Here is a 23,729-nt window from a genome sequence, read left to right on the forward strand (position 1 = left end):
TATATTATGAGTTAATTATTCTAAAATATTTCATATAAAATTTGAATTAATTAGCATTATATTATTTAGATGTATTAGAGGATTAAAATGAAAATTTAGATAAATTTTAAATTATTAAAAAAAGTTTAAAAAAAAGAAGGGTATGGGTTTATATTTTTTCTTTTAGTTTTTCGATTAGTTCATCAGATTCTGGTGCACCAATGAATGCTACTTCACCATCTATAACTACTGTTGGTACAGACATAATCTGGTATTCTCTTACTTTGTCCATATGTTCATTTACGTCTAGGTGTTCATACTCTATTTTGTCACCTAATTCTTTTACTGCATCTTCTGCAGCTGCTACTGCCATTGGGCAGTATGGACATGATTGTGATGTGTAAACTTCTAATTTTACTGCCATTGATAGTCCTCCTTAAATTATTATAATTAATATTTTGTCTGTCATTTTTTTTTATTTATTTTTTTCTTTCTTATGATTTTATAAATACTTCTTGTATATATAAATTTTTTTCTATTATTTTGTTTTAGGAGTGTATTCAGAATGTATTATATATTATTATGTATTTTTTTTTATTTTCCATGTAGGGGTTAATGGTTAAATTTATGAATATAGGGGAAGATATATAATATATAAATTAGAGAAGTGTATATTTATGGTTATAGTTCGTTCACCAGCATCTGCAACTGTAGTCAATGCTATAAGTATGGGTAAAGGTTCTGCTTTTGGTATAAAATTATATGTTACTGCAGATGTCACTGTTTTAAATTATGATTCAGATAAAGATATTGAATGTAGATTTAAGAGTCTTGATGATCCAGATATGGACTCTGAACTTGTTGAATTATGTATTAGAATGGTTTATGATGAATTAAATAAGTATGATGATTTTAATTTAAAAAATATTTGTTTAAAAGTTGAGACTAAATCGGATATTCCACCAGGTTCTGGTTTATCTAGCAGTAGTGCTGCTTCAAATTCAGTTGTATATGCTACTTTTTTATTATTACTTGAAGAAGCTGGTATGACAAGGGAAGATGTTGATATATCTGAGTGGGATCTTCTTAATATTGGTATTGATGCATCATTAGAGGTTGGTGTTACTAAAACTGGTTCTTTTGACGATGCTACTGCATCATTTTATGGTGGTTGGAAGGTTACTAATAATTATAATAGAGAAATTTTACATGATTATCTAGTTGACTATTCGAAAGTTTTAATATATATACCGAACAAATCGTTATATACTGCACAGTCTGATGTTAAGGCTATGCAAACCTTAGCACCACTTGTGGAAATAGCATTTTCATATGCTATGAAAAAGAATATTGAGAAAGCTCTTACTCTGAATGGCTTCTTATTTTGTGTTGCATTGAATGTAGATTCTCAAGTTTCAATGGATGCACTTAAAGCAGGAGCAAAGGCTGCAGGATTATCTGGAACAGGTTCTGCATATTCTATATTAGTAGATGATTCAACGGATATTGATGAAATAAAAAGTGCACTTTCAAAGTATCCTGGAAGATTAGTAGAAACTGAGCCTGATAATGTGGGATCTGTAGTATTAGATAACTTGTGATAATATGAATAAAGAAGAAGCAGAAAATTTATTAAAAGAATCCCGGGATAAAATAGACGTGCTAGATGAACAAATAATAAATTTAATTGTTAAACGTACATCTCTGGCATATGATATTGCAATATCTAAGAAAGCTCTTAATAAAGAGTTATTAGATACTTCAAGGGAAAATATTATCCATGATAAGATAAATAATTTGTTAGATGGTATAGATATTGATAAAGATAGTGTGATAGAAATCTTTGGCATTCTAGCATCTATGAGTAAAGAAGAGCAGAAAAAATATTTAGATTAACGTTAATTTAAAAAAAGAATTTTTTATACAAAATATATGGAGGCATGATTATGGGAAACATAAGAACAACATTCGTAAAAAGAACAGCAAAAGAATTATTAGAATTACACGGTGATAAATTCACAAACGATTTCGAAAACAACAAACAAGTAGTTGCCGAATACTCAACAGTATCCACAAAACACTTAAGAAATCAAATTGCTGGATATGCAACTCACCTTTTAGAACAATAAATAATTAAATTATTTATTTTTAATCTATTTTTTTTAAATAAATTTTATATTCTATTTAATTGGACTATTTTTTAATACTATTACTCAGTCATAGTCACTATTTTTTAATCACATTACCTGAAATTCTACTTTAATGATTTATAAATATATATAAAAATTTTTAATAGTATAAAATCATATATTTATTTAATAATAACTTTATGGTTAACTTGTTATTAAGAAAAAATATTATTTATAAGAATAATTAGAATAAAAGGTGAATTTATGGGAATAATCGTGGCGAAATTTGGTGGTACATCTGTAGGTACAGGAGAAAGGATTCATAAAGCTGCCAATTCCGTTGTTAATGAATACATGCAGGGAAATCAAATAGTGGTTGTGGTCTCTGCTATTAATAAAACTACTGATGAATCTATAAAATTAGTTGATGAATCAATTGGAGAAAATATCACTGAAAAACAATTAGCAGGCATCCTCTCCATGGGAGAAATGCAAAGTGTACGTATAATGGCTGCTACAATAGAGTCACTAGGTGTTAAAGCAGAATATATTGACCCATTCAGTGAAAAATGGCCTGTAATAACAGATAATAATTATCTAAATGCTAAAATAGACAGGAAAGAAACAAAGAAACGAGTAGAAGAACATATTCAGAAACTATTAAATCAAGGGATTATACCAGTAGTATGTGGCTTCCTAGGAAGAGATGATGAGGGATGTGTAACAACTCTTGGTAGAGGTGGAAGTGATGTTTCAGCATTTTTAATAGGGCACTGTTTAAATGCTGATGAAGTAATAATAGTTACAGATGTAAAAGGAGTCATGTCCACAGATCCACGTAAACTAAACACTGCTCGTAAATTAGATAAAATTACAGTAGAAGAAATGATTGATTTAGCAAATTATGGAGCACAGGTATTACATCCTAATGCATTAAGATTCAAGGATCCAAATATAAAAGCAAAAATAATTAGTTTTGAATATGGAGATTTGAGAGTACAGGGGACTGATATTATAGGACCAACTTATTCTGAAGAAGATGTTATAACAATAACAAAATTAGATGAAAAATTATCCTTGGTCGCTGTAGTAGGCGAAAATTTAATGAATAAACAGGGAATAATTGCAAATATTACAGAGAAAGTATATGAAAATAACATTGGAATCTATGGTATTTCAACTGGCGAAAGTTCTATAACATTATTCTTCAAGGAAAAAGATGCAAGTAAGGCACATGAAGTATTACATGATCTTATAATACATGGTGATAGATTAAGTTCTATATCATTAGGTCAAAAGATTGCAATGATTTCTGTTGTAAGTCATGATTTTATTGATACACCAGGCATAATAACAAGTATAACAAAACCGTTACATGAAAACAATATAAATATAGTTGAATTATCCTCTAGCCAAACAGCAGTAATAGTATTTGTTGATTGGAGTGATGGTGATAAAGCATATAAGCTAATTAAGGAGAATTTACAATGAATTTAGATGGAACACACGTAGCAATGATAACACCTATGGATGCAGATAATAATATTGATGAAGAAAAATTCAGAAGTTTAATAGATTTTCTCATAGAAGGAGGAGTATCTGGAGTAGTTGCTGCAGGAACTACTGGTGAATCAGCAACAATGAGCCATTCTGAACATCAAAAAGTAATAGATATAATGGTTGATGAAGCTAATGGAAAAGTCACAACCATAGCTGGAGCAGGAAGTAATGCAACATCAGAAGCACAGGATTTAGTAAAATATGCTGAAGATGCAGGGGCAGACACAGCACTAGTAATAACACCATACTATAATAAACCACAGCAAAGTGGATTATATAACCACTTTAAACTACTCAATGATTCAAACAACATTCCTATAATAGCATACAACGTACCTTCAAGAACAGGAGTAGATTTAGCAGTAGATACAATAATAGACTTAGCAAAACTTGATAATATAGTAGCAATAAAAGAAGCAAACCCTGACCTTAATAAACTTGCAAATGTATTCAGCCAATTAACAAAAAACAACTTAACAGATAATTTCACAGTACTATCTGGAAATGACTCTCTTACACTACCTATGATATCACAGGGAGCAAGAGGAGTAATAAGTGTAGTAGCAAACATACTACCTGATGAAATGTCTGACATGGTAAACAGTGCATTAAATGGGGATTATGATAAAGCAAGAGAATTATCAAATGATTTATTTGATTTGATGGATGTTTTATTTATAGAAGCTAGTCCAGCACCAACTAAAAAAGCATTAAGACTAATGGGACATGATGTTGGTGGACTAAGAATGCCTATAAATGAAATTTGTAAAGAAAATGAAGAAATACTAACAGAAGTACTTAAAAACCACAATTTAATATAAAATAATAATGGAGAGATAATCACATGATAAAAGTAGCAGTAACAGGTTGCGCAGGAAATATGGGTTCTAGAATAATTAGGACAGTACAAGCACAAGATAATATGGAAGTAGTATTAGGTATAGAAATGCCTAACACACCTTTAGAAGGTAAAGATTTAGGAGAACAATTAGGATTAGGAACTATGGGCGTTGAAATAATAGGCTCACAAAACCTAAAAGAAGGATTAGAATCAGTTAAACCAGATGTATTAGTAGATTTCACAATAGCATCAGCAGCAGTAGAAACAGTAAAAACATGTGCAGAATGTGGAGTAAATGTTGTTGTAGGAACAACTGGATTAACAGATGAACAATTAGATGTTATGCATAAGGCAATAAAAGACAATGATGTAAAAGCAGTAATATCTCCTAACATGGCTACCGGTGTAAACGTATTCTTTGAAATCGTAGGACAAGTAGCAAAAATACTAGGTAATGACTATGATGTAGAAATAATAGAAGCTCACCATCATAACAAACAAGACGCACCATCAGGAACAGCTAAAAGAGCAGCAGAAATTATAGCTGAAAACCTTGACTTAAATCTTAAAGAAAATGCTTGTTATGGAAGAGAAGGTATGGTTGGTAAACGTCCTAAAGATGAAATAGGAATTCATGCTGTACGTGGTGGAGACATTGTTGGAGATCATACTGTAATGTTTGCAGGTGATGGTGAAAGAATAGAAGTAGTTCACAGAGCATCATCAAGACAAGCATTTGCAAATGGTGTGATAAGAGCAATTAACTATCAAAATACTAAACAAGATAAAAATATTGCAGACATGTTTGATGTACTTGGATTATAAATAAAGTACTAATGGAATTATGGAATGATTAAAATGGTAAAAAATGTATGTGTACTTGGTGCTACTGGAATGGTAGGACAGAGATTTATACAATTACTCTCCAATATACCTGACTTTAATATTGTAAATGTAGCAGCTTCAGAAAGGTCTGCAGGTAAAAGATATGAAGATGCAGTAACATGGCATCAGACAACACCTATACCTGAAGAAGTAAGGGATATGAGAATAGTAAACACTGATCCTAATGAAGTTAGTGATGATGTAGACTTTGTATTTGCTTCATTACCAGCACAGCTTGCTGGACCAGTAGAAGCTGCATTTGCAGAAAAATTCATTGTAGCATCAAATGCTAGTGTTAATCGTATGAAAGAAAATATTCCTCTTGTAATTCCAGAGGTTAACCCTGAACATCTTGAAATGATGGAATTACAGAAAGATATTAATGGATGGGATGGATGTATAGTAACAAATCCTAACTGTTCAACAATAGCATTAACATTAACTCTTAAACCATTATTTGATAAATATACATTCAGAAGAGTAACTGTTACTACAATGCAGGCAATTAGTGGTGCAGGATATAATGGTGTTCCATCAATGGGTATACTTGATAATATTATACCATACATTGGCAGTGAAGAGGAAAAGATGCAGTCTGAAACATTACATTTACTAGGTAAAGTAAATGGTGGATTAGTTGAAAAAGCAGATTTCCCACTCAGTGCATCATGTAATAGAGTAGCTGTTGTAGACGGTCATACAGAATCTGTTGCAATAGAATTTGAGGAAGATGATGTTACTGTTGAGGATATAGAAAAAACAATGTCTGAATTCAGAGGATTACCGCAGAAAGAAAAATTATCCTTTGCTCCAGAACAACCGGTTATTGTAAGAAAAGAGGAGGATAGACCACAGCCTCGTATGGACAGGGATGCTGGTCATGGTATGAGTGTTTCTGTTGGTCGTGTACGTGAAGATGTATTCGATAACAGTTTCAAGTATACACTAGTAGGACATAACACTATACGTGGTGCAGCAGGAGCTTCAATATTAAATGCTCAGTTAATTTCTAAATTATATTTATAAGTCAGATTTAACCCCACCAATTCTTTTCCTTTTTTTTCAATTTCTTTTATTTAGATGATTATCATGATTTCATTATATTCTATAGATGTGGCGATACTTGAGTTTGTGAATTTATCGTATCATACACCTTTTACTAATATGTTAGCTCAGCTTGTTTCATGTATGGGTATACTTTATTTTGGATTAGCTGTAGCAGTGATATTATATCTACTTGGTGGCAAAAAAGAAAAGCATGTTGCTAAAAGGTTATTTGTTATACTATTAGTGACTTATGTTTTAGTTCAGATAGTGAAAATTTGTGTCATGCGTCCAAGACCTTATACTGTGTTATCTACATTGATTGTTGTGAGTCTGGAACCAGATTTTTCATTTCCATCAGGACATACTGCATTAAGTACTGCATGGGCATATGTATTAGGAAAGAATTATGGACATCGTAGATATTTTATGATAATACCTATACTTGTAGGACTTTCTAGATTATATTTAGGGGTACACTATCCATCAGATGTAATTGGTGGTTTTTTATTTGGTATTTTCACCGTTTATCTATGTGAATATTTGTTCATGAATAAAACAATAAGAAAATACTTATAATAAAGAAAAACTTTTAAACTTTAAAATTAATATATATAAATTAGTGATGAATATGGCGTTTTTAAAGGATGTAGAATCAGAGGAATTGAGAGAACTAGTAAAATCTTGTTTTAAAGAAATAAATAGCCTTAAAGAGCAATTAAATGAAGAAAACAAGGATATCAAGACAAACGAAGTAGTAAAAAACGTTTTAATACAAAATGAGAGTAATAAATCAGATTTACATAAAAGAATAAATGAATTATCAGACGAATTAGAAAAGCAAGAAAATGCTCTCAAAGAAAATGAACTTAAAATACAGGAAAAAGACACACAATTAAAGGAAAAAGATTTACAAATAAGTGAAATACAATCCAAACTAGAGACTTCCCTATCTTCTTTAAATTCAACAGAAGATGTAGATGAATATAAAAAACAAATAAACGACCTTCAAGATAAAATAAGAACACAGAATGTAGAAATATCAGAACTAAAGGAATCTGAAAAAATATCAGATGATGATGCAGAAAAAGATTTAAAAGATGAAATTTCAAGACTAAAATCTGAAAATGAACAACTTAAGGGAGCATCATCACAGACAGAAATTCATCAACTAAAAACTGTAATAGATAGACAAAATGAAGAATTAAAAGAGATTCCTGAACTAAAAAATCAACTAACAAGAGAAGTTGGACTGAGAGATCAGAAGATAAAAAAATACGAAGAAGAAATAGAATCCTTAAAAAATAATAATACTAATGCAGATAATGCTGAGAGTGAACAAAGGATAGCTGAATTAGAACAAGAATTAGCAGAAATACAGGATGCAGCAACGACAGAAAATCAAGAAACAGTAACAGAACTAAATAATAAAATAGAACAATTAGAACAAGAAAATAACTTGTTAAAAGAACAATCAACATCTGATGAATCATTAACATCAAGCAGTATACTGGAAGATTACACCAAGAAATCAGAAGAACTAATTTCACTAAGAGCAGATTATCAAAGACTAGAAGATTCAAATAAGATAACAGGATTTAAGATGGAAGAGTTACAAAAAGAAAACGCCAAATTAAAAAACTCTGTAAATCTTAATGATTCATCTGAAATAGAAGCTCTCAAAGAATCAGTTATAGACAAAGAACAACAACTCAAAATAGCAAATGACAAGATAGAACAACTAAACAATAAAATAAAAGAAACAGAATCACAAGTAGAAGAAATTAAAAACGTACCAGACACAGAATACAACACAATAAAACAAGAACTAGTTGATAAAAATAATGATTATGATGTTCTAAAGAAAGAATATGATACCTTACAACAACAATACATAAACATCGAAACAGACAACAAAGAATTAAGTGATAAATTAACAGAAATATCACAAGAATCAGAAAACAACAATTTCAAAGAAGAATTAGATGATAAAATTTCACAACTAGAAGAATTACAACAACAATACTCTGACCTAGAAGAGAAGAACGAGAAATTATCAAATGAATTAACAGAAACAAGAGAAAAGACTGGTGAACAACAAGATCTTAAAAAAGATTTCAACGAGAAAACAATAGAATTAAACACATTACAGCAAAGATACGATGATCTTAAAGACAGTAATCAAAAATTAGCAGAAGAACTATCAGAACTCAAAGGAAAAAATAATGAACAAGATGCAGCAATAAGATCATTAACTCAAGATAATGATGCAAACGAATCAAAAGTAAAAGATTTAGAGAATCTATTATCTAAAAAAGATGATGAACTAGCAGAACTAAAAGTAAAATTAGACTCAGTTGACATAGAATCACAATCACGGGAAGAATCATCTGATTTAAATAATCAACTTAAAGAAACTAAAAAACAATTATATGATAAAGATGCAGAATATGACAAATTAAAACTAGATTACAATCAACTACGCAGAAATACTTCAGCACAAATAAGAGAACTCAATGAAGGACTAGAACAAGTAAGTAATGATAATGAAAAAATAAAATCAGAGAAAGAATATCTTGAAAAAGCATTAAATGAGAAAAATACATCAATTAACAAGTTAGAACAAGAGAAAAACTCATTAGATATACTAATAAAAGAAAAAGATTCCGATTACCAGAACTTAAGAAATAATTACCTGGAAACTAGAAAAAACTCTGAAGATCAAATAAGCAAATTAAAACAAGATGTTCAAGATAAAAATGATAAAATAGCAGCATTACCTCAAAAATTAGAATTAAAGGACATTGAAATATCACAGCTAAATAAATTACTCAAATCAAGTGAAGTAGAAACCACTAGTAAAAACAAGGAAATCAAAGATTTAAGAAATAATTTACAGCTTGCACAGGAAAAAATCAAGAACTTAACAGATAAATTATCAGAAAGTTCCAACGCTGTAGAAGAAAAATTATCCTCAAAAGAAGATGAAATATTCAAATTAAAAGAGAACTTTAACGCTGATAAGAAAGAAAAAGACCAGGAAATAACCAAACTTACTTCCTTACTTAACCAGAGAAAATATAAGATTGATGAATTAACTGAAAGTATTGAATCATTAAATAATGATATTGATTCCTTGAAATCTAATCTTAAAGATGAATCTGATAGAAATTCACAATCTGCAGAAATTATTCAATTAAAAGATAAACAAATAAGAGATAGAGAAGAATCAGTAGAGGATTTAAACAGACAACTTGAAAGATTAGAAAACAAATTAAAACTTAAAGATGATGATTTAACTGACTTAAATAATGTCATTTCAGATAAAGATGGTGTAATTAATAATCTTAAAACAGAGATTGACGATGCTAATAGGAAACTTGTAGAGATGGATAATTTATCTGAAGAGATAACTAGAAAAGATGGAGTTATTGAGGATAAAGAAAAACTTATACAAGAAAACTCACGAGCTCTTGAAGTTGAGAATACCCGTATAGCTGAGCTTAAAGACATTGTTGAACGTAAAAATCAAGATATAGAAAATCATAAAAAACTTATCTCTGACAAGAATGAGGAATTAGATAAACTTAAAGATTTAAAACCTCGTGTACGTGAATTAGAATCTGAAAAAGCAACTTTAAAAACAGATTATGAGAAAGAAATAGCTTCATTAAAATCTGATCTTTCAAAGATTGATCTCTTACATGAAGAGAATGAGAAAAATTCACAGGAAATCAATAGGTTAAATGAGGAACTTGATGACAAAGATGCTCAACTTACAGATTATGAAAGGTATAAGGATTTCTTCACAGTGATGATTGCTAAACCATTACCTGGTCTAACAAGTTTCCAATCACAAATTTATCAATTATTACCTGATGCTAAGAGTGCTACAGAATTATATGATTACTTATTAGAGTTAGGTTTCACAGATCTTGAGAAAGAGAACTTTGCTAAAACACTTAAAGCATTAGAAAAACGTGAATATTATCAGAGAGCACGTGATGGAGATAGAGTTATTTGGGTAAAATCAGGTAAATAAACTCCACACTTCTCTTTAATTACTTTTTTTTATATTATTTTTCTGTTTTTATTTGATTATATTTGATTTAATCTTTTTCTGTGTTTTGTACAGAAAAATAACCGCAAAGTATTTATATAAGGTCAAACCCATTTATGAATATAGACTGATTATGAAATTTAGATTTTTTAATGAAATAATATTAAACTAAAAATATATGATTTAAATTAATAGAGGTAATAACATGGCACAACAACAACAACAACCATTAATCATCTTACCTGAAGGAACATCAAGAAGCATAGGTAGAGATGCACAAAGAAACAATATCTTAGCTGCAAAAGTATTAGCAGAAACAGTAAGAACAACATTAGGTCCAAAAGGAATGGACAAAATGCTTGTAGACGGACTAGGAGATATTGTAGTAACAAACGACGGTGTAACAATCCTAAAAGAAATGGATATTGAACACCCTGCAGCAAAAATGTTAGTAGAAGTTGCAAAAACACAAGAAGACGAAGTTGGAGACGGAACAACAACAGCAGTAATTATCGCAGGAGAATTACTCAAAAAATCAGAAGATTTATTAGACCAGGAAATCCACCCAACAATCATAGCATTAGGATACAGACAAGCAGCAGCAAAAGCAATCGAATTATTAGACGACATTGCAATTGATGCAAAAGATGAAGATACCTTAACCAAAGTTGCAATGACAGCAATGACTGGTAAAGGAACAGAAAAAGCAAGAGAACCATTAGCAGAGCTCATCGTAGGTGCAGTAAACCAAGTAGTAGAAGATGGAAAAGTAGACACCGAACAAATCAAAATTGAATCAAAAGACGGTGCAGCAATTGATGATTCCGAATTAGTATCAGGAGTAATCATCGACAAGGAAAAAGTACACCCAGGTATGCCATCAGAAGTTTCAGATGCAAAAATCGCATTAGTAAACAGTGCAATTGAAGTAAAAGAAACAGAAGTAGATGCAGAAATAAGAATCACTGATCCAAATCAAATGCAAGCATTCATAGAACAAGAAGAAGCTATGATAAAAGAAATGGTTGATGGATTAGCAGCAGCTGGAGCAAACGTATTATTCTGTCAAAAAGGTATTGATGATTTAGCACAACACTACTTAGCTAAAGCAGGAATCTTAGCAGTAAGAAGAGTTAAAAAATCAGATATGGAAAAATTAGCAAAAGCAACTGGTGCAAAAATCATCACAAACCTCGAAGATTTAACAGCAGATGACTTAGGAGTAGCTGGAAACGTAACAGAAGACAAAGTAGCTGGCGACGACATGATATTCGTAAAAGAATGTAAAGATCCTAAAGCAGTAACCTTATTATTAAGAGGTTCAACATCACACGTTGTTGACGAAATCGAGAGAGCAGTTGAAGACGCAATAGGTGTAGTAGCATCCACAGTTGAAGATGGAAAAGTTGTTATCGGTGGAGGAGCTCCAGAAATAGCAATTGCAAAAGGATTAAAAGACTATGCAGAAACCATCAGTGGAAGAGAACAATTAGCAGTAACTGCATTTGCAGAAGCATTAGAAGTTGTTCCTAGAACACTCGCAGAAAACGCTGGACTCGACAGTATTGACTCCTTAGTAGATTTAAGAGCAGCTCACGAAGATTCAATATACATGGGATTAAATGTATTTGAAGGTGGAGTAACTGACATGAAAGAAGCTGGAGTTATCGAACCTCACAGAGTTAAAAAACAAGCTATACAATCTGCAGCAGAAGCAGCTGAAATGATTTTAAGAATTGATGACGTAATCGCTTCCTCAAGTGAAGGCGACGCTGCAGCAGCAGCAGCTGCTCAAGGCGGTATGGGCGGAATGCCTCCAATGTAAATTGGATAGATCTATTTAGTTAAGAACTACTAGACTACTGATAATTTGTAATCATAATATTTAAATGGAAAGTTCATGAATTAATTTTTTTCATGAACTCTTTTTTTTTATTAACTATATTATTATATCTTATTTTTTACAAACATTTACTTAGACAATAATTATTCTTTTAACATGTTAGGGGTAGCAATTATGAGTAAGATATTAGATTTTAATGAACTTTTTTTCGGAGATTTAACTGAATATAAAAAATTAATTATAGAATTATTAGAATCTTTAAGAATAGTATCACCCACTACGTTCTGGAGTATGGATGCTTCTACAAAAAAGGGATTATCTACTGTTGTTACAATGGAAATTATTAATATTATCTTGGATTCTTTCGATGCAGTTTCTGATAACTTATATTCTAATACATTAATGGCTCATGAATTTCCTTATTTTGTGGAAACTAAGGAAATGGTTGAATGTTTATTAATGGATCCCATATATGAATCTGACGAGTTTCTTAATTTAGCTATTACATTAACCTCAGATTTTTTCACATTATTAGAGGTTAAATTGTTGTTGTTTGATGGATGTCAAACTGAGATTGAAGCGCCTCAAAATGTAATTGAGGAATATGATAGAGAGCTTGATAATTATTTCAAACGTTTTAATAATTATCGTGATGAATTTATGGAGTTACATAAGTAATCTTTTTTTTTACTATTTTTTTTTAAATAGATTCCTTTTTTTTAGATTTTCTTTGTTTGAGTTCTCTTTTTTTTCACTTTATTTTATTTATCTGTGCTTTTAGAGAATAATTTCAACTGTAATTTGTTTTTCAGGTATTCCTGCTATTTTCTAAAATATCTAAAAAAATGAAAAAAAGTAGTTAATTGTATTTTTTTTTAGTTAGTAGTTATTATTTCATAACACTTATTTATTAAATCATATGTCCTGTTTGTACTGTCTTGTTCTGTTATGTTTTCAGGTATTTCATATACTAGTGTTTTATAACCTGCATCAGCAATAGGTTTTGATGTTAATTCTATAGATGTACTTTTATAATTTTCTGTTTTCTGTGTACTGTAATAGTTAAAATCAATATTACTGTTATTAATTGAATGAGCAAGATTTACTGATGCTGAATCCATAGCGGGTGTTGCAATATAATAACCTTCACCATAGGTAGGTATATGGGAGTGGCTAATTATCACTACATCTGCATCAGTATTATTAATGTCGGGTACAACATACTGATTTACTAGATGTTCTCCATTATAACGACTTTTTGAATAATCATCAGCATCTTTAGTTACTTTAACATTATAGTTAATTACTTTAACATTTCTATTATTTGATGCAAATTGATTAGCACTATCTATTTCAGGGTCTATTGCTAGTTTTTCTCTTGGATGAATTCCAGTAACAAGAACTATTGTAGCATCTGCTCCTGTAGGATTATATACTGTTTTTTCCACATAGCCCATATCATTGGATCCAATAGTATGGGTATTGTTATCTAATACTAGAAAGTATACTGAGACTATGATTAGTAATAGTATGATGAGTGTAATTCCTATTTTTAATGATTTTCGCAAATCATCATCTCCTATTATTTATATAGGAATATTATCTTTAATTAAATTAAGTATAGAAAAAGTATAAATGTGGAGGGGATGAATTATAATTATTCTTATTTTCTGTTAATGGATAAGATGTGTACTGCTGCTGTACCACCAGTTCCACCAATATTTAATGTTAAACCGTTTTCAACGTCACTTACTTGACGTTTGTCTGCTTCTTGTCTTAATTGCCAGGTAACTTCTGCTGCTTGTGCTATACCTGTTGCACCTAATGGGTGTCCTCTTGCTTTTAATCCACCAGAAGTGTTTACTGCTATATCTGAATCTCTTTCAATTAAGCCGTCTTCTATTGCTTGTCCACCTTTTCCTTTTTCAAAGAATCCTAAATCTTCAATTGCAAGTAATCCGTTGATACTGAAACAGTCGTGTACTTCTGCTACATCCATATCTTCTGGTTTTAGTCCTGCTATTTCATATGCTTTTCTGGATGCTAGTACTGTTGACTGGATTGTTGTTAAACTTTTTCTGCTGTGTAATGCTATTGTGTCTGATGCTTGTGTTGATGCTCTTACATATACTGGTGTGTCAGTATATTTATGTGCTTCGTCTGCTGGTACTACTATTACTGCTGCTGCTCCGTCTGATACAGGTGAACAATCTAGTAGGTTTAATGGTTCTGCTACCTTTGTTGAGTTAAGTACTGCATCTATACTTATTTCTCTTTGGAATTGTGCTTTAGGGTTTAATGCACCGTTTTTATGTCCGAGTACTGCAAATCCTGCAATCTGTTCACGTGTTGTACCGTATTCGTACATGTGTCTTCTTGCCATCATTGCATATAGTGATGGGAATGTTACTCCTTGTTGTGCTTCCCATTCTTGGTCTGCTGCTGCAGCAATTGCTGGTGTTGCGTCTACTACATCAGTCATTTTTTCTACTCCTGCAGCCATTACATGGTCGTAATATCCTGATGCTACTGCCATGATTGCTTGTCTTAGTGCTAATCCACCTGATGCACATGCAGCTTCTACTCTTGTTGCTGGTATTGGTGCTAATCCTGAGTGTTCTGCTATTAAAGCACCTATGTGTTCTTGTCCTACGAATAATCCTCCGGACATGTTTCCTATGTACATAGCATCTAGGTCGTCTCCAACCATATTTGCATCTCGTATAGCTGCTACTCCTGCTTCTACTACTAAATCTCTAAAGGATTTTTCCCATAATTCTCCGAATTTTGTCTGGGAAACTCCTATTATTGCGACATCTCTCATGGTTTATCCTCCTATTTCTTGTTTATTTCTTGGTTTCACGTTTTTATAGTCTTTCTAATCCATTCGTATTTTACCTTTGAATTTAGCATATGTTGCATAGTTTACATAGGTTACATTTTTCTGTATTTCATCGGATGTTTTAGCATTATTACGTACTTCATCTATTCTATCATTTACAGTTATTTTGAATGCGTCACTTCCTGCACCTGAACCGTATGATACTACGAATATATTATCTCCTGGTTTTGCTATATCAAGTACTGATGCTAATCCAAGTGGTGTTGCTCCAGAATAAGTGTTTCCTATGGTTGGAGTTAGTAATCCTCGTTTGTATTGTTCTTCTGTGAATCCTAATTTCTTTGCTGCTCTTATGTAGAATTTACCATTTGGCTGGTGGAATACACAATAGTCATAATCTTTTGCAGTGGTACCTGTTTCTTCTAGCATCCTATTAGCTGCTCCTAGAACATGTCTGAAGTATGCTGGTTGTCCTGTGAATCTTCCTCCGTGTGAAGGGTATGTTTGTCCTTCTCTTCTGTAGAAGTCAGGTGTATCAGTAGTGTAACTGCATGTTTTTTCAATGTCTGCAATTGTGTTATCTTCACCGATGATGTATGCTGCTCCTCCTGCTGCTGCAGTGTATTCTAATGCATCTCCTGGTGCTCCTTGGGATGTGTCAGCTCCTATTGCTAATCCGTATTTAATCATTCCTGATTTTACTAATCCCATTGCTGCTTGAATACCTGCTGTTCCTGCTTTACATGCAAATTCTAAATCTGCAGCTGTGAGGTTTGGTGTTGCTCTTATTGCATCTGCTACTATTGTTGCTGTTGGTTTTACTGCGTATGGATGTGATTCTGATCCTACATATATTGCGCCTATATCTTGTGGATCTATTTCTGCTCGTTTAAGTGCGCGTCTTGCTGCTTCTACTGCAATTGTTACAGTGTCTTCATCTGGTCCTGGGACTGATTTTTGTTTTACTATTAATCCTTTTGAAATAGATTCTGGGTCATCTCCCCATACTTTAGCAATTTCTTCTACTTTTATTCTGTATGAGGGAATATGAGCTCCATATCCGACGATTCCTGTCATTTTATCACCCGCGATGTATAATTAATAATATTTTTTTCTTTTCTAAATATTTTGTATAAATGTATTATACCTAATATATTTTAGAATCAATTATCTAGTCTATAATTATATGATTTAGTTAATAATATTAATATATTTATCATATTTTGTCAAATTTTTGTTATCTTTTATATAGAATAACCTAATATAATAACTTTCTTATTATGTGAGTAACAAATAATATTAATATAAAAAATATTTATCTTAGGAATTAGTCACGTGTTTTATAATAATATATCTTATTAATAGATAAGATTTTCATGGACTAATATTCTATTATATGCATATAGTCAGAATGAGACAATTAGGTAATTGGAGGTTAATTTATGTATGGTGATTCAGGACGTTCTCCAATCAGTTCTTCTAAGATACTTGTCGTATTGATTATTGCAGTAATTGTTATTATGGGGGCTACTGTCATGTTAAATGGTACACAGCCAACAGCTCCTGTTGAAAATGATACTGAGAATCAGACTAATAATACGGTTAGTGTTGAACAAACGGTAATTGGTAATAATAGTATGGGTAGTGTTACTAAGTATTCTTCTTATGGTGATGCTAGTTCCGATATTCATATTGCATTAATTGTTGGTGTGGATCAGAGAAAACAGAGTTCAAATGCTATTATTCCAACAATGGAAAATGCTAAAAATTTAAAATATGCCTATGATATATACGTGATTAACACAACAAACAATACTCAAACTAATAACAGTAGCAATAGTTCAAGTAACCTTACAGTAAATAATATGTCTGAGTCATTAGCTAATGAATATGCAGTACCAGATATAATTAACAATCAATATAATTTCAGTGTAGATATACATGATGCAAATGATTCAAATTCATACATGTTTGTACCATCTGAGGATACATTTACTTCAAAAGTAGCTGTTTCAAATATTTCAAATACTACAGGTATAGGAGTATATACTCCAAATAAATATTCATATGCAAGTTCAGTGTCAATTCCATTAATTTCAGATAATATTCCATCAATAGTTTATGTAACTAATGAGTATTATGGTAACAGTACTTCACAGGAAATTAGTAATGTAATCAGTGCTTTAGATAATTTTGATTTTAATCATTTATTAGACAATAGCACTAGTGGTAATAGTACTGGTAATGGTACTACTAATAGTTCAAGTAGTAATAATTCAAGTAGTAGTGATACTATGGCCTCTGTAGAAAGTGGTAACACAGAGATTAAATAATTATTTATTCTCTTATCTTAATTTTTCTTTTTTTCTAATTAATTTTTTGTAGTGTTTATTTTTGTTTTTAGGTTGTTTTTATCTTTTAATATTAATATTTTTTTTAGTAATTTTCAAAAAACTTTATATTAACATATGAATAAATATTCATATGTAAAGTGATTCAAATGAAAGAAGATAAATTATACAATGTCGGAGATGACATGTGCAGCATACCAGTGTTACATCAAGAACCAATAAAAAGAGCAAAAGAGAATTTATTAAACGAAGAGGCATACATGGAATTATCCGATACGTTTAAAATCTTCGGAAATCCAACAAGACTAAAAATATTATCCTTGTTAGCTGTTGAAGACTTATGTGTATGTGATATTTCAGAAGCATTAGATATGAGTCAATCAGCAGTATCACATCAATTAAGAACACTAAGAAGTAAAAACTTAGTAAAATTTGTTAAAGAAGGAAAACAAGCAAGATACTCTTTAGCAGATAGACACGTAACCGAAATACTTAAAATAGGAATCGAACACGTATTAGAATAAAACTTATATAAGGTGGAAATATATGGCAGAAGTTCATAAAAATGTTGAACAAAATAGGTGTTATGATCCATCCTGTGATAAAAAAGAGTGTTTTAACCCTGAACACTTTAACTATATATGTATGGATCCTAACTGTGAAAACACTCACTGTATGAATCATCAGCATTATAATAAAAAATTACTAAAAGACTTCCAAGAACACACAGATTTCAGTGTATATCAACACAATACTGAAAAAATCGAAGATATGGAAGATGTTGATGTGAAAATGTGTACATGTGATGATTGTAACGACGATGAACATCATCACCATCACGAACATGAACACGAACATCATCACCATCACGAACATGACCATCATGAAGATAACTGCGATTGCTGTGATGACGATGATATAAAAATATGCAACTGTGATGATTGTTGTGATGATGATGACGATGAAGAAGAAGTAATAAAAGAAGGTGTACCATTAATTCAGAACAGATCTATACAAATTATTGTATCAAGTGGTATACTATTTGTTATAGGTCATATACTAAATTACTTCTCAGTATATAATGGAATACCAGCAACATTAGTATTTGGATTAGGTGCAGTAATATCTGGTTATGACATTGCAATCATGGCTAAAAATGCATTAAAACGTCACAATATATCACCAGCAGTATTAATGTGTATAGCAGCAGTAGCTTCTTTCCTAATAGGACATCCAGAAGAAGGTGCCGCAGTAACATTATTATACTTCCTATCAGAATTCCTTGAGGATTACTCAGAACAAAGGGCACAGCATTCAATCAAATCATTAGTAGAAATAGCACCAGAAACTGCAAGAGTAAAAATAAATGGTGCTGAAGAAATAAAACCTATTGAAGAAGTACATATAAATGATACTGTAGTAGTAAGACCTGGAGATAAAGTACCATTAGACGGTACAGTTATTGCAGGAACATCATCAATAGACCAGGCATCAATCACTGGTGAAAGTGTACCAGTAAATAAAGCTGTAGATGACATAGTATATGCAGGTACAGTAAACCAGGATGGTTATATAGAAGTACAGGTTACAAAAGAATCCAAAGATAGTGTTATATCAAAAATTGTAACATTAGTAAAAAGATCTCAATTAAACAGATCACATACAGAGACACTCGTAGAAAAAATAGCAAAATACTACACACCAGTAATTGTAGTAATCACAGCATGTGTAGCATTCATACCACCACTATTCTTTGGAGGAGACCTAGTAAACTGGGTATACAGGGCATTATCATTAATGGTAATATCATGTCCATGTGCATTCCTAATATCAACACCAATAGGAATGGTATCAGCAATAACCTCAGCAACTAGAAAAGGAGTACTTATCAAAGGAAGTAGCTACGTAGAAGAAATGCGTAAAATAAAAGCAGTTATCTTTGATAAAACAGGAACACTCACTGAGGGTAAATTAAAACTTAACAACATAGAAATGATAAATGATAACTACTCTGAAGAAGACATGATAAAAATTGCTGCTTCACTTGAAACAAAAGCAAGTCACCCTATAGGTAAAGCAATAACTAATTACGCTGAAGAAAAAAATATATCCTTAGAAGAAATTGATAACTTTAAAAATGTACCAGGTAAAGGTATTGTGGGATATATCGGAGACAAACAATACTACGCAGCAAATGAATGTCTAATAGAAGAAAGTGACTTTGATATACCATACGATACTGTTGTAAAATATGCAAATAAAGGAGAAACAGTAGTATTTGTAGGAGACAAAGTAGGAGTAATAGGTATATTAACAGTAACCGATAAAATTAGAGATGAAACGAAAGAAGTAATAGAAAATCTCAAACAATCTGGTATAAAAACAGTTATGCTAACAGGTGATAACAGCATAGCAGCAAAAGCAGTAGGTGAAGAAATCAACATAGATTACATTTACTCAGACTTATTACCAGAAGATAAATTAAATATACTTGACACAATCAGAAATAAATTTGGTGATGTTGCAATGGTTGGTGACGGTATTAATGATGCACCAGCACTAGCAAGATCTAATATAGGAGTAGCTATGGGTGCAGCAGGATCTGACGTTGCAATAGAAACTGCGGATGTTGCTTTAATGCAGGATGATTTAACAAAATTACCATATTTATTTAAATTAAGTATCAAAACGGATAATATTATTAAACAGAATATAGTTACAGCTTTATCTGTAAAATTCTTATTTGTAATACTTGCAATATTAGGATTAATTACATTAATGATGGCTGTAGGTATAGGAGATCTCGGACTAACCTTGTTGGTTATCCTTAACTCATTTAGAATAGGAATTGTAAAAGATCCAATATTTTAAACATTGTATCTTTTATCTCTTATTTTTTTATGAATCTTTTAAAACTCTTTTTATTATTATATCATAAACACGGTTAAATTATTTTATTATAATATAGACTTCTTTTTAGTAATGTATTTTATCAATATCTTATAATTAATTCTAAGTTAACAAATTTATCAATAATTAATTCTTATTTTTAACATAAAAGAGTTTATATATTACAATATCTTTAAATAGTATTATAACCTAATTATAAATATAGATGGAGGTGAAAATGTGGCTGAGTTACCAATTGCTCCTGTAGGTAGATTATTAAAAAACGCAGGTGCAGCTAGAATTAGTGATGATGCAAAAGCAGAATTAGCTGATGTACTAGAATCAATCGGTACAGATATTGCAGAAGATGCAGTAAAACTTGCAAAACACGCAGGAAGAAAAACAGTTAAAGCATCAGATATAGAATTAGCTTGCAAAGATTTATAATCACATATGAGGTTTATATAAGACTTTTATATTTTTATTTTTTTTTTAAAACTATTTAACTTAATTATTAGAGACTATTTTTTTAAATGAATTAATTTAATTGAATATTATATATGATGGTAATGTTAAATTTAAAAAACTTATCTTAGCTTATTAAAGTATCTTTTTTACTATCGATTTTGATTAATTTTGCTTATTTTATTAATTTATATCTAATTTTATTTTAGAAATTTTAATCATTTTTAATTTGTTATTTTTTATAGAAATATTATTTTATTTTTAAAATATTTATAAATTTATTAAAAAATCATGTTATTTTAATAATTTTCATGTTTTTAATTTTTCATTTATTTTTAATATTTTTTTCCATATTATAATACCGTAAAGTATAAATATTATTTACTGGATATATAATAATGCTTACTAAATTTTAACTATTTTTATATGCCAAGGTGACCGAGCGGCTAGGTGTGTGGCTGCAGACCATAATACTAGGGTTCAAATCCCTACCTTGGCTTCAACATAATTAAACTTAATATTTAATAATTTTATCTACAAGAACTGACTATTTTTTTTAATAGAATATTTTATTTAAATAAAAATTTTATAGTTTTAACAATATACATAATTCTTATATGATTTACAATTATTTTAGGAGTATTTAGAAATCATGATTAATATCTACAACACAATGACCCGAGAAAAAGAAGAGTTAAAGGTAAAAAACAATAAAATTAAACTTTTCGTCTGTGGACCAACAGTATATGACTATTCACACATAGGACATGCAAGAACATATATTTCCTTTGATGTAATAGTAAGATATCTTAAACATGAAGGATATTCAGTATTTTATCTACAAAATATTACAGATATAGATGATAAAATAATAAAAAGAGCAAAAGAAAGAGGAGAAGACCCACTGGAATTATCACATAGATTTGAAAAAGAATATCTTAATGATATGAAAAGATTAAATGTGAATAATGTTAACTTCTATGCACGTGCTACTGAGCATATGGATGAAATAATAAATCAAGTTCAAACACTCATAGATAAGGGATATGCATATGATACAGAATCAGGAGTATACTTTGATGTATCAGCATATGAAGACTTTGGTAAATTATCAAACAGAAATCTTGATGATTTACAGGATAATGCAAGAGTTCAGACAGATAGTAACAAAAGAGATCCTAAAGATTTTGCATTATGGAAAAAACAAGGTGAAGAACCATACTGGGAATCACCATGGGGTAATGGAAGACCGGGATGGCATATAGAAGATACAGCAATAACTGAAGCATACTTTGGACCACAATATGATGTACACGGTGGAGGATTAGACTTAATATTCCCTCACCATGATGCTGAAATAGCACAGATGGAAGCAGCTTCTGGTAAAAAGCCATTAGTACAATATTGGATGCACACAGGTTTTCTTAATGTACGTGGAGAAAAGATGAGTAAATCATTAGGTAACTTCATTACAATTAAGGAATTACTTGAAATGTTCAGTCCAGAAGTATACAGATTCTTTGTATTATCTACTCATTACAGAAGTCCTATTGATTTTAGTGAGGAAATACTTAAACAGGCAGAAAATAGTTTAAACCGTATACAAAACACTGGTAAAAATGTACTGGAAAAATATGGTGAAGATGATTTACCTGCAGAGGATAAAGTAGATGTGTTAAGCATGGTAAATGAATTTAAAAATGAATTTTTTGATGCTATGAATAATGATTTTAACACTCCTATTGCATTATCTAGTTTATTTGATTTTACTCATAAATTAAATAAATCATTAAATGATAATGCTATTTCAAAAGATTCTTTAAAGATTATCTTAGATACTTTTGAAGAAGTTGAGGATATTCTTGGATTTTCTGTTGTACCTGTAAATGATTTAAGTTCTGACTTATCTGATGAATTATTAACATTAATTACTGATGTTAGACAGGAATTAAGGGCTAAAAAAGAGTGGGATTTAGCTGATAAAATAAGGGATGAATTAGCTAGTTTGGATATTAATCTTGAGGATAAATAATCCTTTTTCTTATTTTTTTAATAAAATATATAACGTTGTTAAATTAATCTATTAATTGATAAAAGATATATACTAAATTTATTATTGTTAATGAAATAAATAATAAATTATCAAGGAAATAATGATACATTAAGTAAAAATGAATGAAAATAATTACATAAAATTTTATTTATAATAGGTGTTAACTTTGACAAAAGTTAGAAGACGAGAAATGAAAAAACAAGGAGACGAAAATGACCTAGCACACAGAGTACTAAAAGACATAAAAGCCTCAAAAGACTTAGGATTACTAAGATGTGTACAATGTGGAATGTGTGCATCAACATGCCCGGCAGCAAGACACTCAGACTATGACCCAAGAGAAGTAACAAAAAGAGTGCTAGATAATGATAAAACAATCCTTGAAGATAAAGAAATATGGAAATGCTTCTACTGCTATAATTGTCACAGTATCTGTCCAGTAGGAAACAGTGTATGCGAAATAAATCAAATACTAAGACAAATGGCAATAGAACAAGATAACGGAAAAAGAGAAGTAAACTCCTTCATAAGCTTTGCAGATAGCTACATTGAAAAAGGACTGGGAATAATACCTAAAGAATATCATGGACAACTATCAAAAGACTATGGAAATCACTGGAATAGATTACAAGATCATTTAGAAGAAGTACGAGATGATTTAGGATTAGAAAGCATGTATTTATTACCAGAAGCAGAGGAAGAAATAGGACAAACACTAAAAGCCATAGGATTCACAAAACGTACCCAGGAAATTAAAGACGTGGAAAAGAAATAACAGGTAGGAGGTT

21 protein-coding genes and 1 tRNA gene are annotated in these 23,729 nt (G+C 30.6%); 18 read left to right on the forward strand and 4 right to left on the reverse strand.

Annotated features, from left to right (window positions below; translation table 11 throughout):
* Window positions 1–148: 148 nt before the first annotated feature.
* The gene (locus tag OTK55_RS03380; protein ID WP_274870594.1) at window positions 149–403 is read right to left on the reverse strand and encodes a thioredoxin family protein; all 255 of its coding nucleotides are present in this window, start codon (window positions 401–403) and stop codon (window positions 149–151) included.
* A 253-nt stretch (window positions 404–656) separates the two neighbouring features.
* Here OTK55_RS03380 and OTK55_RS03385 point away from each other — a divergent pair, with 253 nt between their 5' ends.
* From OTK55_RS03385 to OTK55_RS03435, 11 genes are all read left to right on the forward strand, one after another.
* Window positions 657–1,580, forward strand: coding sequence for a shikimate kinase (locus OTK55_RS03385; RefSeq protein ID WP_274870596.1), 924 nt, complete (start codon window positions 657–659; stop codon window positions 1,578–1,580).
* 4 nt (window positions 1,581–1,584) lie between these two features.
* Window positions 1,585–1,875 (forward strand): chorismate mutase, encoded by a 291-nt coding sequence (locus OTK55_RS03390; RefSeq protein WP_274870597.1) that lies wholly within the window; start codon window positions 1,585–1,587, stop codon window positions 1,873–1,875.
* A 50-nt stretch (window positions 1,876–1,925) separates the two neighbouring features.
* The gene (locus OTK55_RS03395) at window positions 1,926–2,108 is read left to right on the forward strand and encodes a 30S ribosomal protein S17e (RefSeq protein WP_274870598.1); all 183 of its coding nucleotides are present in this window, start codon (window positions 1,926–1,928) and stop codon (window positions 2,106–2,108) included.
* A gap of 264 nt (window positions 2,109–2,372) precedes the next feature.
* Entirely contained in the window at window positions 2,373–3,599 is a 1,227-nt protein-coding gene (locus OTK55_RS03400) for an aspartate kinase (protein ID WP_274870600.1), read from the forward strand.
* A complete protein-coding gene (gene dapA / locus OTK55_RS03405) occupies window positions 3,596–4,489 on the forward strand; it encodes a 4-hydroxy-tetrahydrodipicolinate synthase (protein WP_274870602.1) in 894 nt (297 codons plus the stop codon). The genes OTK55_RS03400 and dapA overlap by 4 nt, the downstream gene beginning before the upstream one ends.
* 23 nt (window positions 4,490–4,512) lie before the next feature.
* Window positions 4,513–5,334, forward strand: a complete 822-nt coding sequence (gene dapB, locus OTK55_RS03410; protein WP_274870603.1) for a 4-hydroxy-tetrahydrodipicolinate reductase — start codon at window positions 4,513–4,515, stop codon at window positions 5,332–5,334.
* A 33-nt stretch (window positions 5,335–5,367) separates the two neighbouring features.
* Window positions 5,368–6,420, forward strand: a complete 1,053-nt coding sequence (gene asd / locus OTK55_RS03415) for an aspartate-semialdehyde dehydrogenase (protein ID WP_274870604.1) — start codon at window positions 5,368–5,370, stop codon at window positions 6,418–6,420.
* Window positions 6,421–6,525: 105 nt separating this feature from the next.
* Window positions 6,526–7,017 (forward strand): phosphatase PAP2 family protein, encoded by a 492-nt coding sequence (locus OTK55_RS03420; RefSeq protein ID WP_274870606.1) that lies wholly within the window; start codon window positions 6,526–6,528, stop codon window positions 7,015–7,017.
* A 46-nt stretch (window positions 7,018–7,063) separates the two neighbouring features.
* Window positions 7,064–10,480 (forward strand): hypothetical protein, encoded by a 3,417-nt coding sequence (locus tag OTK55_RS03425; RefSeq protein WP_274870607.1) that lies wholly within the window; start codon window positions 7,064–7,066, stop codon window positions 10,478–10,480.
* 223 nt (window positions 10,481–10,703) lie between these two features.
* Window positions 10,704–12,323: a thermosome subunit alpha gene (gene thsA, locus OTK55_RS03430; RefSeq protein WP_274870608.1), complete on the forward strand. Its 1,620-nt coding sequence runs from the start codon at window positions 10,704–10,706 to the stop codon at window positions 12,321–12,323.
* A 192-nt stretch (window positions 12,324–12,515) separates the two neighbouring features.
* The gene (locus OTK55_RS03435; protein ID WP_274870609.1) at window positions 12,516–13,019 is read left to right on the forward strand and encodes a hypothetical protein; all 504 of its coding nucleotides are present in this window, start codon (window positions 12,516–12,518) and stop codon (window positions 13,017–13,019) included.
* A 197-nt stretch (window positions 13,020–13,216) separates the two neighbouring features.
* Here the strand turns inward: OTK55_RS03435 and OTK55_RS03440 are convergent, their stop codons facing one another.
* The 3 genes from OTK55_RS03440 to OTK55_RS03450 form a co-directional block, all read right to left on the reverse strand.
* Window positions 13,217–13,909 carry a hypothetical protein gene (locus tag OTK55_RS03440; protein WP_274870611.1) on the reverse strand — a complete coding sequence of 231 codons (693 nt, stop codon included), beginning with the start codon at window positions 13,907–13,909 and terminating at the stop codon, window positions 13,217–13,219.
* Window positions 13,910–14,004: 95 nt separating this feature from the next.
* Window positions 14,005–15,165 carry a thiolase domain-containing protein gene (locus tag OTK55_RS03445; protein ID WP_274870613.1) on the reverse strand — a complete coding sequence of 387 codons (1,161 nt, stop codon included), beginning with the start codon at window positions 15,163–15,165 and terminating at the stop codon, window positions 14,005–14,007.
* A 54-nt stretch (window positions 15,166–15,219) separates the two neighbouring features.
* Entirely contained in the window at window positions 15,220–16,260 is a 1,041-nt protein-coding gene (locus tag OTK55_RS03450; RefSeq protein WP_274870615.1) for a hydroxymethylglutaryl-CoA synthase, read from the reverse strand.
* Window positions 16,261–16,625: 365 nt separating this feature from the next.
* On the opposite strand from OTK55_RS03450, the gene OTK55_RS03455 reads away from it, so the two are divergent.
* From OTK55_RS03455 to OTK55_RS03485, 7 genes are all read left to right on the forward strand, one after another.
* Window positions 16,626–17,516, forward strand: a complete 891-nt coding sequence (locus OTK55_RS03455) for a hypothetical protein (protein ID WP_274870616.1) — start codon at window positions 16,626–16,628, stop codon at window positions 17,514–17,516.
* Window positions 17,517–17,683: 167 nt separating this feature from the next.
* Window positions 17,684–18,058, forward strand: coding sequence for an ArsR/SmtB family transcription factor (locus OTK55_RS03460; protein WP_274870618.1), 375 nt, complete (start codon window positions 17,684–17,686; stop codon window positions 18,056–18,058).
* Between the two features lie 22 nt (window positions 18,059–18,080).
* Window positions 18,081–20,405: a heavy metal translocating P-type ATPase gene (locus tag OTK55_RS03465; RefSeq protein WP_274870620.1), complete on the forward strand. Its 2,325-nt coding sequence runs from the start codon at window positions 18,081–18,083 to the stop codon at window positions 20,403–20,405.
* A gap of 258 nt (window positions 20,406–20,663) precedes the next feature.
* Window positions 20,664–20,870, forward strand: coding sequence for a histone family protein (locus OTK55_RS03470; protein WP_274870622.1), 207 nt, complete (start codon window positions 20,664–20,666; stop codon window positions 20,868–20,870).
* Window positions 20,871–21,316: 446 nt separating this feature from the next.
* Window positions 21,317–21,387 (forward strand) — tRNA-Cys (locus tag OTK55_RS03475).
* 156 nt (window positions 21,388–21,543) lie between these two features.
* Entirely contained in the window at window positions 21,544–22,920 is a 1,377-nt protein-coding gene (cysS, locus tag OTK55_RS03480; RefSeq protein ID WP_274871757.1) for a cysteine--tRNA ligase, read from the forward strand.
* 187 nt (window positions 22,921–23,107) lie between these two features.
* Window positions 23,108–23,716: a 4Fe-4S dicluster domain-containing protein gene (locus OTK55_RS03485; RefSeq protein ID WP_274870624.1), complete on the forward strand. Its 609-nt coding sequence runs from the start codon at window positions 23,108–23,110 to the stop codon at window positions 23,714–23,716.
* Window positions 23,717–23,729 lie beyond the last annotated feature (13 nt).

The organism is Candidatus Methanosphaera massiliense (assembly GCF_028890305.1).
In the GTDB taxonomy this organism is placed as follows: Archaea; Methanobacteriota; Methanobacteria; order Methanobacteriales; family Methanobacteriaceae; genus Methanosphaera; species Methanosphaera massiliense.

Coding starts and splice junctions, on each gene's coding strand:
- dapA (WP_274870602.1), top strand. CDS start 3,596: ATGAATTTAGATGGAACACACGTAGCAATGATAACACCTATGGATGCA.
- OTK55_RS03380 (WP_274870594.1), bottom strand. CDS start 403: ATGGCAGTAAAATTAGAAGTTTACACATCACAATCATGTCCATACTGC.
- thsA (WP_274870608.1), top strand. CDS start 10,704: ATGGCACAACAACAACAACAACCATTAATCATCTTACCTGAAGGAACA.
- OTK55_RS03400 (WP_274870600.1), top strand. CDS start 2,373: ATGGGAATAATCGTGGCGAAATTTGGTGGTACATCTGTAGGTACAGGA.
- OTK55_RS03450 (WP_274870615.1), bottom strand. CDS start 16,260: ATGACAGGAATCGTCGGATATGGAGCTCATATTCCCTCATACAGAATA.
- asd (WP_274870604.1), top strand. CDS start 5,368: ATGGTAAAAAATGTATGTGTACTTGGTGCTACTGGAATGGTAGGACAG.
- OTK55_RS03385 (WP_274870596.1), top strand. CDS start 657: ATGGTTATAGTTCGTTCACCAGCATCTGCAACTGTAGTCAATGCTATA.
- OTK55_RS03445 (WP_274870613.1), bottom strand. CDS start 15,165: ATGAGAGATGTCGCAATAATAGGAGTTTCCCAGACAAAATTCGGAGAA.
- OTK55_RS03465 (WP_274870620.1), top strand. CDS start 18,081: ATGGCAGAAGTTCATAAAAATGTTGAACAAAATAGGTGTTATGATCCA.
- OTK55_RS03395 (WP_274870598.1), top strand. CDS start 1,926: ATGGGAAACATAAGAACAACATTCGTAAAAAGAACAGCAAAAGAATTA.
- OTK55_RS03425 (WP_274870607.1), top strand. CDS start 7,064: ATGAATATGGCGTTTTTAAAGGATGTAGAATCAGAGGAATTGAGAGAA.
- OTK55_RS03460 (WP_274870618.1), top strand. CDS start 17,684: ATGAAAGAAGATAAATTATACAATGTCGGAGATGACATGTGCAGCATA.
- OTK55_RS03390 (WP_274870597.1), top strand. CDS start 1,585: ATGAATAAAGAAGAAGCAGAAAATTTATTAAAAGAATCCCGGGATAAA.
- dapB (WP_274870603.1), top strand. CDS start 4,513: ATGATAAAAGTAGCAGTAACAGGTTGCGCAGGAAATATGGGTTCTAGA.
- OTK55_RS03435 (WP_274870609.1), top strand. CDS start 12,516: ATGAGTAAGATATTAGATTTTAATGAACTTTTTTTCGGAGATTTAACT.
- OTK55_RS03455 (WP_274870616.1), top strand. CDS start 16,626: ATGTATGGTGATTCAGGACGTTCTCCAATCAGTTCTTCTAAGATACTT.